Source organism: Veillonella sp. T14073-2 (genome assembly GCF_002959875.1).
GTDB classification, from domain to species: Bacteria; Bacillota; Negativicutes; order Veillonellales; family Veillonellaceae; genus Veillonella; species Veillonella infantium.
Window position 1 is genome coordinate 209,732 of sequence record NZ_PPDC01000006.1, and the last position, 13,661, is coordinate 223,392.

Sequence of the window (13,661 nt, forward strand, 5' to 3'; positions counted from 1 at the left end):
TTTGTCGTGAATCATCGGAACACCCAAAAAAGTAAGTACTCTTGGATTCTTATATTATGTATCATTGTTGGTCTTGTATCCTCTTTATACTTAGTATTTGAACGCCATCAGATTGAAAAATCTCAAAATCATATTGAAAATATCGTAGATTATGATGCTGTTCTAAGAGCAAATGCCTTTGAAAAGCGAAGCCAACAAGAAGCTTTTGATGCACTTCGCAATGCTGGTGTAACAGCATTTGCTATTTATGATCGTACTTTAGAAAAAGCAAAAGATGCTGGTCAAGTTAAGGTGTTAACCTCCGAAGAAATGGACTCTGTCCGCGTCAATGGTGCGTCCGTTAAACACGGTGCACTTTATGTAGGCTTAGTTTCTGGTAAAGAAGGCTATTATAAAGAAATTCGCGAGGATTTATATCATCGTATAGGTAAAGATAAGGTAAAAGAACTTAATACTAGTATTGGTCCAGTCCTTGAATTATATGGTGCCACTGCAGATAGTTATTTACAAATGAACCTTGGTATTTCCAAGTTACAAGCACAAGAAGTTGCTAATCGTGGATTTAATGTTATTGTTCGACCTACAAATTACAGAAATGTAACGTCTGAAGATCTTCAATATCTATTTAAACGTCTTGAAGGAATTCCACATGTTACTGGTATGATTTTTGCTGGCAAAGAAGCTCTTGGTGCGCCTAACTTAACTGATGAAACCTTAGAATTATTACATAAAAATCATATTCCTTTAGTTGGTATCGAAGCTGTTAACCAACTTCAATATGAGCCACAACAAGGTTTCTTAGAAATGGCTGCTAAAGAGAATTATAGCGTTGGTCGTGTATATACAATTGCTAAGGACGAATTAAAGAAAATTACTCCTGAAGAAGCCGCGCAACGTTTCTATATTAGTGATATTGAACGAAATATTCGTTTCAATTTATTCCCTATGTATGAAACTGGTGTAAATAATGAAACAGTATTACAAACTACCATTAACTATATTGGTATGACTACTGAAAAATTATCTACAAAAGGTTATGAATTTGGTCCTGCTGATATTTATCCAGCATATACACCTAATCCATTGTTAGTAGTTATTACTATGATAGGTGCTATTGCACTTTTCATTTACGTTGGTCAAATGTTAATTCCAATGTGTAAACATAAACAATTGGTAGCATTTTTCGGTATTTCATTACTATCTATTGTATTATTCATCATTACAAGTGGCACACTGATTACTCAAATTTGGGCATTATCTAGTGCTATTATGGCTCCTGTAGGTGCTATGATCCGTTTGATGGAAGAATGGCGTCGTTATGATGGGTCTCGTCCATTAGGTGCTATTAAATCAACAGTATTAGCAGTATTCTATCTCGTTATTGCTGCACTCTTTGCAGCTATTGGAGGAATGTATATTGCATCTTTACTAGGTAATACAAAATTCTTCATGGAATTTGCTATCTTTAGAGGTGTTAAATTAACATTTGTACTTCCAGTTCTATTGGTGATTATCGCTTATTTACAACGTTTCCCATTGTGGAAAGGTCGTATGATTAACTCTAAAGAAGAAGCAAAGAAATTTGTAGTTGAATTCTTAACAATGGATGTTAAATTCTACGTATTCTTTGTAATGGCTGCTCTTGGTGGCGTGGCATGGGTGTTTGTTGGCCGCAGTGGTCATACAGCAGGTGTTCCTGTACCAGGCTTTGAGCTCATGCTTCGTCGTTTCCTTGAAAATACACTGTATGCAAGACCTAGAGAAAAAGAGTTTATTATTGGTCACCCTGCATTAATGTTGGCTACTTTTGCATTCTTACGCAAATGGCCTACAGTGATTCATTTCTTATTAACTATAGCGGGTGTTATTGGCATAGCGTCTATGGTTGAAACATTCTGTCATATTAGAACTCCTGTATTCATGTCTATTATGCGTGGATATGATGGTTTATTAATTGGTGCTCTCTTAGGTTTGCTTCTTATCATTGCTGTACGTTTCATGATGTACGTAACACAATGGTTCCAAGCTCGGGAGGTTGACCATGAGTAATATTGTTATCTCTGGCTACTATGGTTTTGGTAATGCTGGTGATGAAGCAATGCTTTGTGCTATTATCGATGCCATTCGCAAAGAGGAAGCAGATGCGCATATTACTGTTATTTCTGGTAATCCTACAGAGACGAGCAAAAAGCATAATATTCATGCGGTGGGAACCTTTTCTGCATTCGGTATTCTAAAGGCAATTTCAAATTCTGATTTAGTTATCAGTGGTGGAGGCAGCCTGTTACAAGATGCTACTAGTATTCGTAATACATATTACTACTTAAGTATTATGGCTTTAGCAAAAATGATGGGTAAAAAGGTGATGCTATACTCACAAGGTATTGGACCTTTAAATCGTCCTTCCACAAGGAAAGCTGTTAGCTTTGTTTTACGTTTTGTGGATACTATAACGGTTCGTGATTCTATTTCTAAATCTGAATTAGATTCCTTAGGAATTGAAGATGTTGAGGTTACGGCTGATGCTGTATTAGCTATGCAACCAGCTGATTTGTATATTGGAAAACGCATTCTAGACGGCTATACATCAAAGCTACCTATATCCACAGAAGCTCCAAAACGAATCGGAGTAGCTGTTCGTAGTTGGAAAGATGATACAGAATACCGTGAATCACTAGCTAATGTGTTAAGTCGACTGCAAGAACAGGATAATGTAGAGATTATATTTATACCTATGTCTCATCCAGAGGATACAAAAGAAGCTAAAATTATTGCTAGTTATATGCCAAAAGGAGCTATTGTTCTTGAAGGACCATTCTCTACAGAGGAACAAGTATCCTTGTCTGGTAATGTAGACCTTATGATTGGCATACGTCTTCATGCATTAGTATTTAGTTCTTTAATGAAGAAACCTGTAATTGGCATTTCCTACGATCCTAAAATTACAAGTTTTTTACATATGATTGGTCAAGAACCAATCGGTACAATGACCCATCTTAGAGAAGAGGCTTTATATCAGAGATGTCATAAGCTCTTAAATTCAAGAGAAGAGTACCAAGCATCTTATGATCGTATTGAAGCATTACGTGTTAACTCTCAACGAAATGCAGAAATCGCTATTTCATTACTTAAAGATTATTAATATTTTGGATATGATCCAGAAAGTGAGGTCTCTATGGCTACATTAACACAAGATGTTAAACAATTAGTTCAAGAGAAGGCAAAAGCTATTCGCGTTAGTATTGTTCAGTCTGTAACGGCAGCGAAATCCGGTCACCCAGGAGGTTCTTTATCTATCGCCGATGTGATGGCCTTGTTGTACTATGTAGAAATGAATGTAGATCCAGCAAATCCAAAAGCGCCTAATAGAGATCGTTTTGTCCTTTCTAAAGGTCATGCTGCACCTGCATTATATGCTACATTGGCTGAAAAAGGTTACTTTTCTAAAGATGAGCTTTTGAATTTACGTAAAATTGACCATATGTTACAAGGTCACCCTGATATGAAACATACTCCAGGTGTTGATATGTCCACAGGTTCCTTGGGTCAAGGTATCTCTGCAGCATGTGGCATGGCATTGGCTGGTAAAATCGACAATGCAGATTACCGTGTTTATTCCATTCTTGGTGATGGTGAACTTGAAGAAGGTCAAGTATGGGAAGCTGCTATGTTTGCAGGCCATTATAAACTCAATAATTTAACTGCTTTTGTTGACTTTAATGGTCTTCAAATTGACGGCGATATTACAAAAGTACTTTCTCCATTGCCAATTCCTGAAAAGTTCAAAGCTTTTAATTGGAATGTTATTGAAGTAAATGGTCATGATATTGATGAACTTCATAATGCTATTGAAGCTGCTAAAGCTTTCACAGAAGGCCCTACATGCATCGTAATGCATACTGTAAAAGGTAAGGGCGTTGAAGAAATGGAAGGTCAAGCAGGATGGCATGGTAAAGCACCAAGCGCAGAGCAAGGTGTAGCCTTTGTTAATGAAATTATGGGGGTACAATAATGGGTAAAGCAACACGTGAAGCATATGGTAATGCGTTAGCTCGAATTGGTAAAGAAAATACAAATATTATCGTATTAGATGCAGATTTATCTAAATCTACGAAAACTGATACATTTAAAAATGTTTGTCCAGAGCGATTTTTTAATGTAGGTATTGCCGAACAAAACTTGATTTCTGTGGGGGCAGGACTTGCAGCAGCAGGTAAAATTCCATTTGTCTCTTCTTTTGCAATGTTTGCAACAGGTCGTGCATTTGAACAAATTCGCAATGCTGTATGTTATCCAAAATTAAATGTAAAAGTTTGTGCTACACATGCAGGGATTACAGTAGGTGAAGATGGTGCTACCCATCAAAGCTTGGAAGATATTTCTTGTATGCGTACATTACCTAATATGACTGTAGTAGTACCTGCAGATGAACGTGAAGCAGAAGCAGTAGTCGAATGGGCTGCATCTTATGAAGGGCCTGTATATGTTCGTTTAGGCCGTGCTGGTGTAGATGATGTAACTGCTGAAGGTTATACATTTAAGCCTGGTAAAGCTACTACTTTAGTAGATGGTTCTGACGTTACTATTATCGCTTGCGGCGCATTAGTAGGTCCTGCTGTAGAAGCTGCTAAAGTATTGAGCGAAAGTAATGTATCTGCTCGCGTTATTAATATGGCATCCATTAAACCTATTGATGCTGAAGCGATTGTAAAAGCAGCTGTTGAAACAGGTGCTATTGTTACTGCTGAAGAACATAATATCATTGGCGGGCTCGGATCTGCTGTGTCTGAAGTTGTAGTGGCTAATAAGCCTGTTCCTATGGAATTCGTTGGTGTTCAAGATACATTTGGGGAGAGTGGTACACCAAAAGAATTAATGGCTAAATATGGCTTAACAGCAAAAGACATTGTAGAAGCAGTAAAACGTGTAATCACTCGTAAATAATCAAAGGGGATCCCATGATTGAATTTAAGAATGTTAGTAAAGTCTATGATAATGGTTCTGTTGCATTAGACGATGTGTGTTTAACTATAAATGACGGCGAATTTGTCCTCATTTGTGGTCATAGCGGTGCAGGGAAATCAACTCTATTTAAATTATTAACTCATGAAGTAGTACCTGACACGGGTACTGTTATAGTTGATGATTTTGATGTTACGCGTATGAAGCGTAGTAAAATTCCAAAATTACGTAGAAAACTTGGTGTTGTATTCCAAGATTTCCGGTTATTACCGAATAAAACGGTATCAGAAAATATTGCTTTTGCACTTGAAGTAATTGAAGAGAAACCAAAAGTAATTAAAGAAAAGGTAAGTCATGTACTAGAGCTTGTTGGGTTAACTGACAAGGCAAATGATTTACCAGAGGATCTATCTGGTGGTGAACAACAACGTGTTGCTATTGCCCGTGCCATTGTAAATCGACCATCTGTGCTCATTGCTGATGAACCGACTGGTAATCTTGATCCTGATACAAGTAAAGGTATTGTAGATTTGTTTAAGCATATCAATAATTTTGGTACAACTGTTATTATGGTTACCCATAATATGGATCTTGTTTCGTATTTAAATAAACGTGTTATTCGTCTTAAAGATGGTCGCGTTCAAAGTGATAATATGAGAGGTGCTGAAATTAATGAAGCCTAGAACATTGAAATACTTTTTTAAAGAAGCCCTCAAATCTATGAAGCGTAACGGTCTTATGACGTTAGCATCTATTTCTACAGTGGCTTTATCTCTATTTATGCTTGGTGTATTCCTTTGCGGTGTTATCAATTTGAATAACATGGCATCTAGCTTAGAAAACCAAGTTCAATTGAGCATTTACTTAAAAGACGGCTTAACAACTGACCAAATTATGGCTGTAGGTAAGCAAATTAAGGCCATACCAAACCTTAAAAAGCTTGAGTTTGTTAATAAAGAGCAAGCCATGAAGGAATTCAAAGCTCGCCTTGGTGATCAACAACAATTAGTAAATGCCTTAGGTGATGTAAATCCATTGCCAAATTCTTATGTATTAACATTTGATAATCCTAGTGATGTTAAGGCTACAGCTAAATTAGCTACTACATTCCAAGGTGTTGAAAGTACACATTATGGTCAAGATATTGTGGAAGAACTCTTCCGTATAACTCAAGTTATCAGAATTGGTGGTATCGTATTAATTGCATTCTTAGCAGCAGCTACATTATTCATCATTTCTAATACAATTCGTTTGACTGTGTTTGCTCGTCGTAAAGAAATTGCCATCATGAAATATGTAGGTGCAACAAATGGCTTTATCCGTTGGCCATTCTTGATAGAAGGTATGTTATTAGGTTTAGTTGGAGCTATTATTGCCGTTCTTTGTGTAGGTGAATTCTACCATTTCATTACTATGGAAGTTTCTGAGTCTTTAGCATTCTTCCCATTAGTACCAATGTTCCCATTCTTCTATGATGTGGCTATCTATATTTTAGTTGGCGGTATTATAGTAGGTGCTATTGGTAGTACAATTTCTTTAAAACAATACATGAAGGTGTAATGTTTATGAAATACAACACAATCAAATCTCGTCTGGTGGCAACAATATTAACAGGTATAGTAGTACTGGGAACACCACTATACATTGTTGCGGAAGATGAGGATTTAACGAATCAATTAGATTCAATTCAACAACAAGTTAATCAACAAAACTCTATTAAAGCTGATGCTGAAACTGTTATTGTAAGCGTATCTGAACAGTTGCGTCAAATTGAAGAGCAATTGCGTCAAGCTCAACAACAGTTAGAGTCTATTCAACAACAACGTGTAGCCGTTGAAAATGATATTACTGTTAATGAAAAGCTACTAGCAGAAGCACAAAAACGTTTAGAAGGACGTGAGTCCGTATTTTATAAGCGTGTACGTGACATTTATATCAATGGTCGTCTAAGTTATTTAGATGTTGTTATTGGTTCTAAAGACTTTAGTGATTTTGCAAATCGACTAGAGATTTTAAAGCGCATTATTGATTCTGATATTAAATTAATCGATGAAATCAAAAAAGAACGTGCTGAAATTGCTGCACGTAAGCAAGCTCTTGAGCAATCTCGAGCTAAATTAGTGGAGCTTGAAAAGGCAGCAGTAACTAAACAAGCTGAAATTGAACAAAAGAAGAAAGAACGGGAAGTCGTTCTTCAAAAGGCACAAAATGATCGTGCCACTGCAATGCAAGCTGTGGAAGAACTCAATGCTTCTTCCGCTCAAATTACTGCACTATTAAAAGCACGTCAAGCGGAACGTGCAGCGGCTCGCGCTGCTGCAGAAGCGGCGGCCGCAGCAGCAGCTCAACAGTCTGCACCAAGTTACTCTTGGGTGCAAGGTTCTGGTCAACTAGGGTGGCCTGTAAGTGGTGAAATTACTTCACCATATGGTTATCGTACACATCCAATTTGGGGAACAACAATTTACCATTCTGGTATAGATATTGGTGTTGATGAAGGTACACCTGTTCATGCTGCTGATGGTGGTACTGTTGTTTGGTCTGGTTGGATGGGCGGCTATGGTTATGCGGTAGTTATTGACCATGGCAATGGCATGTCTACCCTTTATGGCCATAATTCTGAGCTTGCCGTCTCTGAAGGACAAGATGTTTCTAAAGGTCAAGTCATTGCCTATGCTGGTAGCACTGGTAATAGTACTGGACCACATGTACATTTTGAAGTTCGTATAAGTGGGGATCCTGTGGATCCTATGGGATATTTATAATATGAAATTTGATACACGTACGGTGTTATGGGGCCTATTGAAATACATAGGCTCCGGCATTGTTATTATGTGGCTCACGTTTTGGTATTTATCTGGTTCATTCTGGGGATTACCAAGACTATTTGTAGCCTACTATGCTGCGAGTCAAGTGTTTATGACACCAATGCCTAAAGCGACCCTTTATGATGGTATGCTTAAAGGCTTAATTGCCTCTTTGGGAGAACCCCATAGTATTTATTTAGATGCTGACGAATTTAAGTCCATGAAAATGCAAACATCTGGAACTTATGCAGGTGTAGGCATGGTTCTTGGTCATGATGATAAGGGTTTATATGCAGTTAGTATTATGGAAGATCAACCAGCTTTCAAAGCGGGCATTAAACCTGGGGACCATATTATTGCTATCGATGGTCAATCCACAAGTGATATAACTGTAGAAGATGCATCCTCTCGAATTCGCGGTGAGGCCGGTACTGTTGTAGCCCTTGATATAGAGCGTAATGGTGAAACATTGCACTTTGATATCACTCGTGAATCCATTGTGTTACCAACTGTTAAAAGTAAAATGCTCACAAGTACAGTGGGATACATTCGTATCAGTCAATTCGCTGAAAATACAGCTGATGATTTTGAAACACAGTTTAAAGAATTGCAATCTCAAGGTATGAAGGAACTGGTGTTAGATCTCCGAGATAATCCTGGTGGTTTGTTATCTACAACAGAAAAGATTTCTAACTATATTATGCCTCCAGGTACACTAGTAACGGTACAAAATCGAGCTGGTAAAAAAGATGTTTATAAGTCGAATGGCCCAGAAGTAGCTATGCCATTAGTAGTTCTTGTTAATAAAGGCTCTGCTAGTGCATCTGAAATTATAGCTGGTGCTATTCAAGACCGTAAACTAGGTACCATTTTAGGTACTAATACATATGGTAAAGGTACAGTTCAAACTATTTACCCTAGCCTTGATAATGAAGGTGTTAAGGTAACTATAGCTAAATACCATACACCAAATGACCGTGTTATTGATGGCATTGGTATTAAACCAGATGTAGAACTTGATCTACCAAAAGGTGTAAATCCATCTAGTACAGTAGATGATATTCAAATTAAAAAGGCATTAGAGTTGTTACAGCAATAATGCATAGGAGTTAAAATATGTTTATAGATAGAGCGCGTGTCTTTGTTAAGGCCGGTGATGGTGGGGACGGCATGTCTAGTTTCCGCCGTGAGAAATACGTGCCAAATGGCGGCCCTAGTGGCGGCGATGGTGGTAAAGGGGCAGACGTTATTTTTAAAGCGGATAAGAATATTAATACTCTTGTAGACTTTAGATATAAACGTCAGTTTAAGGCGCCTGCTGGTGGTAATGGGGAAAGCTCCAATAAGCATGGTCGCGGTTCTGAGCCACTTATTATCCCAGTTCCGTTGGGCACTGTAATTAAAGAAGAAGAAACGGGAAAAATTTTCTGTGATCTCGTTAATGATGGTGATACATTTGTTATTGCTAAAGGTGGTCGTGGAGGCCGTGGTAATGCACGTTTCCAAACAAGTGCTAACCGTGCACCGACATTTGCAGAGAAAGGTGAACCAGGCGAAGAGTTTTGGTTACAATTAGAATTAAAAGTATTAGCAGATGTAGGTCTATTAGGCTATCCATCTGTTGGTAAATCCAGTATATTGCGTAAAGTTTCTAAAGCTCAACCAGAGGTAGCGGCTTATCACTTTACTACATTGACACCTGTACTTGGGGTAGTAACAATCTCTGGAGACCGCAGTTTTGTACTAGCTGATATTCCTGGCCTTATTGAAGGTGCTAGCGAAGGTGTTGGTCTCGGACATAACTTCTTGCGTCACGTAGAACGGACTAATATTTTAATTCACGTCCTTGATGTATCTGGTATGGAAGGACGCGATCCAAAGATTGATTTTGATGCAATTAATGAAGAGCTTCGTAAATATTCTGAAAAATTAGCCAATAAAAAACAGATTGTTGCACTCAATAAGATTGATATGGTCTTTGATGATACAACAATTCCTGATACAAAAAAATATTTTGAAGATAAAGGCTATGAAGTATTCCTTATCAATGCATTAAGTGGCGAAGGTTTACCAGAACTTATGGAACGAGCATACTACTATGTAGAAAACTTTGAGCCAGAACCAGAAGCAACTGATGATACAGTAGTATACGAAGCAAAACCAGATGTAGAATTTGTTATCACCCGTGGTGACGATGCTGCATTCTATATTACAGGTAAACGTATTGAACGTTTAGTAGCAATGACAAATTTAAGCGATGATCAATCTCTTCGAAGATTCCAACGCATTTGGCGCTTTATGGAGCTAGATGCTAAATTAAAAGAAAAAGGTTGTAAAGACGGTGATGAAGTTGTGATTGGCGATCAACGCTTTACATTCCAAGAGTAGGAGTAATAATGACAGGAAAACAAAAACGGTATTTACGTTCTTTGGCAGCAACAATGCCACCAGTAGTTCAAATTGGTAAAAATGGTTTAGAAAATAGTGTTATTGATAGTGCTCGCGCAGCCTTAATGGCTCGTGAATTAATCAAGGTGAAATTACACAACAATAGCCCTGAAGATAAGACGATTTTCCAAGAGTTAGCCGATATGTTAGGTGCTGAATTAGTCCAAGTCATTGGTTTTAATGGTGTTTTATATAAAGCTAAAAAAGAACCTAAAATTATTCTACCTTAGTAAATCGTCATATTACTAAATTTTATTAAAGTGGGAACTTCACAACCTGTTGGCCTAGGAGGTTAATCTATGCGAAGTGCTATCATCGACGCAAAAAGAATAGTAGTTAAAGTAGGCAGTAGTACGCTATGTTATGCTAATGGACATTTAAACTTAGAGCGCATAGAAAGATTAGTACGCCAATTATCAGATTTAGCTAATCAAGGTAAAGAGGTTATCCTTGTTTCTTCTGGTGCAACGGGAGCTGGCCTTGCCCCTCTAGGATTTAAAGAAAAACCTAGAGACCTTGTTTTGAAACAAGCTGCTGCAGCAGTAGGACAAGGTATCCTCATCCATATGTATGAGCGTATGTTTCGTGAATACGGTCGTACAGTAGGTCAAATTCTTTTAACAAAAGAAGATAGTACAGGCCGCCATAGTTATCTAAACTTGCGCAATACACTACATACGTTATTGCAACTCAATGTTATTCCTATTATCAATGAAAATGACGTAGTTGCTATTGAGGAATTTAAAATTGGTGATAATGATACTTTATCTGCTACAGTTGCAGGCATTGTAGATGCTGATTTGCTTATCATCTTATCCGATATTGAAGGATTATATACAGCTAATCCAGCAACTCATCCTGATGCAACATTGATAGAAACAGTTTCTGAAATTACAGATGAAACGTATGCTATTGCAGGTGGTGCTGGTTCTAACATGGGTACTGGTGGTATGTATACTAAAATTAAAGCAGCTCACATGGCGACTAATTCTGGCGTACCTATGGTCATTACTTCTGGTGAAGTAGAGGACTCTGTGCGTCGCGTATGTAAGGGTGAAAATATTGGTACCCTATTTGAAGCACATGATGCCGGCTTATCAGGAAAACATCACTGGCTTGCTTTTGGTAAACGATTAAAAGGATCAATCACTATTGATGATGGTTGCGCTCGTGCTGTATTAGATAAAGGGGCTAGTATATTGCCTGCTGGCATTGTTGATGTGGAAGGTACATTTGGACCTGGTGATACAATTTCTATTTATCATAATGGAAAAGAAATTGGACGTGGCCTTATCAACTATAGCGTTGATGATATGAAGGCTATTAAAGGTCATAATACTAACGATATAGCTCACATTTTAGGTATTAATACGACTTATGATGAAGCTATACATCGTAATAATCTAGTTTTATTACACTGAGGATACTATATGAACCAGTATGAAGAAATTTGTAAAGATATGGGGCTAAGAGCTAAAGCAGCTGCTTTTGAATTGGCTCAACTTGATCAAGGTACGTTAGATGCTGCATTATTAGCAATCGCTGATGCTGTGGAAGCACAAACTGATGAAATTATGGCCGCTAATAAGCAAGATTTAGATAAATCTGGTGACTATCATGTACCTCAAACCATGATTGATCGATTAACATTGACACCTAATCGAATTGCTCAAATGGCTGAAGGGGTTCGTCAAGTCGGAGCTCTTGAAAGCCCTGTGGGCTCTGTTATGGAAAGGATTACACGTCCTAATGGGTTGACTATAGAAAAAAGAGCAGTACCTTTTGGTGTTATTGGTATTATTTTTGAAGCTCGTCCAAATGTAACGATTGATGCTGGTGTTCTTTGCTTAAAAACAGGAAATGCTACGATTTTACGCGGTGGCAAAGAAGCATTCCATACGAATCAAATCATTGTGTCTATCATGCGTAATACTCTAGAATCTTTGGGCATTAATGGGGATGCTATCCAATTAGTCAAGGTTCTTGATCGCGATATGGTTGGTGTATTATTACAACAACGTAAATACATTGATGTCATTATTCCTCGTGGCGGGGCTGGACTCATCCGCCGTGTTGTAGAGGAAAGTAGTATTCCTGTAATTGAAACTGGTAGTGGTGTATGTCATACGTTTGTAGATGAATATGCTAATCTCGATATGGCATTAGACATTGCTGTTAATGCTAAAGTGCAACGTCCATCGGTATGTAACGCTATGGAAACTTTGTTAGTTCACCAAGCAGTGGCTGCTGAATTTCTACCTCGCCTTGATAAAGCATTACAAGAATATGGCGTTCGGATTCACGGTGATGAAGCCGTAGCTCAATATATGAAAAATACAATTCCTTTAACAGAGATGTCCTTTAACACTGAATACAATGATATGGATTTAAATGTACGTATCGTTGAAAATCTTGAGGAAGCTATTGATCATGTAAATAGATATACTACTCATCATTCTGAGGCTATTATTACTGATGAGCCTATGCGTGCTACAGTATTTATGAATTTAGTGGACTGTTCCACTGTGTATCATAATGCGTCTACACGTTTTACAGACGGCTTTGAGTTTGGCTTTGGTGCGGAAATTGGTATTAGTACCCAGAAGCTTCATGCTCGCGGACCAATGGGATTACAAGCACTAACATCATATAAATACTTTGTATTTGGAGAAGGCCAAGTTCGAAAGTGAAGACCGTATATTACTTAATAAGGGCATACTACAGATATATTAAGACTCCAAAGGGGCGATACGAATGGATATCCTATGGGAAGGCATTGCTCTTGTTTATCGTTATCTGTGTCATTGTCATTAAGGGTGTGACATTATTATGGTAGAGAAACGTCGTATAGGAATCATAGGTGGAACATTTAATCCTATCCATTTAGGGCATCTAATGATTGCTGAGATGGCTTGTGAAAGTTTTAACCTAGAAAAGGTAATTTTTGTACCTGCCAATATTCCGCCTCATAAACAACATGATGTAATAGATAGTCGTCATCGATATGCCATGACGGCAGCAGCCGTATCAGATAATCCTAATTTTGAGATTTCTGATGTGGAGATGCGTCGAGAAGGCCCTTCGTATACAGTTGATACTATTCAACATTTTAAGGTTCTTTATGGACCAAATGTTGAATTTTACTTTATCGCTGGTACTGATACAATTCGTGCATTACCAACGTGGAAGTTTATTGAGGAATTATTAGATGAGGTCCACTTTATTGGTGCTACAAGACCTGATGGATCAAGTGCAATTGACGAAACATTAGCAATTTTAGGCCCTAAAGCATGTGAAAAAATACATCTTATGGAGGTTCCTGAGATGAAATTATCTGCTACGTATTTACGAGAACGTCTACGCTCTGGTAAAACAGTTCGATATATGTTGCCAAAATGTGTGGTGGAATATATAGAGGAAAACCATATTTATGGGAAGGAATAA

The 13,661-nt window shown here is 37.8% G+C and carries 13 protein-coding genes; all 13 read left to right on the plus strand.

Going from position 1 to position 13,661, the window contains the following annotated elements; translation table 11 throughout:
* The first annotated feature begins 6 nt into the window (after positions 1–6).
* The 13 genes from VCHSUH04_RS04430 (at position 7) to nadD (ending at position 13,661) form a co-directional block, all read left to right on the plus strand.
* On the plus strand, positions 7–2,049 hold the full coding sequence (locus VCHSUH04_RS04430; protein WP_105085524.1) for a DUF5693 family protein: 2,043 nt from the start codon (positions 7–9) through the stop codon (positions 2,047–2,049).
* Positions 2,042–3,142 (plus strand): polysaccharide pyruvyl transferase CsaB, encoded by a 1,101-nt coding sequence (gene csaB / locus VCHSUH04_RS04435; protein WP_105085525.1) that lies wholly within the window; start codon positions 2,042–2,044, stop codon positions 3,140–3,142. The genes VCHSUH04_RS04430 and csaB overlap by 8 nt, the downstream gene beginning before the upstream one ends.
* A gap of 33 nt (positions 3,143–3,175) precedes the next feature.
* Positions 3,176–4,012, plus strand: coding sequence for a transketolase (locus VCHSUH04_RS04440; protein WP_105085526.1), 837 nt, complete (start codon positions 3,176–3,178; stop codon positions 4,010–4,012).
* On the plus strand, positions 4,012–4,944 hold the full coding sequence (locus VCHSUH04_RS04445; protein WP_105085527.1) for a transketolase family protein: 933 nt from the start codon (positions 4,012–4,014) through the stop codon (positions 4,942–4,944). Before VCHSUH04_RS04440 ends, VCHSUH04_RS04445 begins: the two co-directional genes overlap by 1 nt.
* A gap of 14 nt (positions 4,945–4,958) precedes the next feature.
* Positions 4,959–5,645, plus strand: coding sequence for a cell division ATP-binding protein FtsE (gene ftsE, locus VCHSUH04_RS04450; RefSeq protein WP_105085528.1), 687 nt, complete (start codon positions 4,959–4,961; stop codon positions 5,643–5,645).
* Positions 5,635–6,522, plus strand: a complete 888-nt coding sequence (gene ftsX, locus VCHSUH04_RS04455) for a permease-like cell division protein FtsX (protein WP_105085529.1) — start codon at positions 5,635–5,637, stop codon at positions 6,520–6,522. Before ftsE ends, ftsX begins: the two co-directional genes overlap by 11 nt.
* Positions 6,522–7,727, plus strand: a complete 1,206-nt coding sequence (locus tag VCHSUH04_RS04460) for a murein hydrolase activator EnvC (protein WP_105085530.1) — start codon at positions 6,522–6,524, stop codon at positions 7,725–7,727. Before ftsX ends, VCHSUH04_RS04460 begins: the two co-directional genes overlap by 1 nt.
* A gap of 1 nt (position 7,728) precedes the next feature.
* Positions 7,729–8,868, plus strand: coding sequence for a S41 family peptidase (locus VCHSUH04_RS04465; protein WP_105085531.1), 1,140 nt, complete (start codon positions 7,729–7,731; stop codon positions 8,866–8,868).
* 17 nt (positions 8,869–8,885) lie between these two features.
* The gene (obgE, locus tag VCHSUH04_RS04470; RefSeq protein WP_060924669.1) at positions 8,886–10,157 is read left to right on the plus strand and encodes a GTPase ObgE; all 1,272 of its coding nucleotides are present in this window, start codon (positions 8,886–8,888) and stop codon (positions 10,155–10,157) included.
* Positions 10,158–10,165: 8 nt separating this feature from the next.
* Positions 10,166–10,447: a ribosome assembly RNA-binding protein YhbY gene (gene yhbY, locus VCHSUH04_RS04475; protein WP_105085532.1), complete on the plus strand. Its 282-nt coding sequence runs from the start codon at positions 10,166–10,168 to the stop codon at positions 10,445–10,447.
* A 69-nt stretch (positions 10,448–10,516) separates the two neighbouring features.
* Positions 10,517–11,638, plus strand: a complete 1,122-nt coding sequence (gene proB / locus VCHSUH04_RS04480; RefSeq protein WP_105085533.1) for a glutamate 5-kinase — start codon at positions 10,517–10,519, stop codon at positions 11,636–11,638.
* Between the two features lie 9 nt (positions 11,639–11,647).
* A complete protein-coding gene (locus VCHSUH04_RS04485) occupies positions 11,648–12,907 on the plus strand; it encodes a glutamate-5-semialdehyde dehydrogenase (RefSeq protein ID WP_105085534.1) in 1,260 nt (419 codons plus the stop codon).
* A gap of 139 nt (positions 12,908–13,046) precedes the next feature.
* Entirely contained in the window at positions 13,047–13,661 is a 615-nt protein-coding gene (gene nadD / locus VCHSUH04_RS04490; RefSeq protein WP_105085535.1) for a nicotinate-nucleotide adenylyltransferase, read from the plus strand.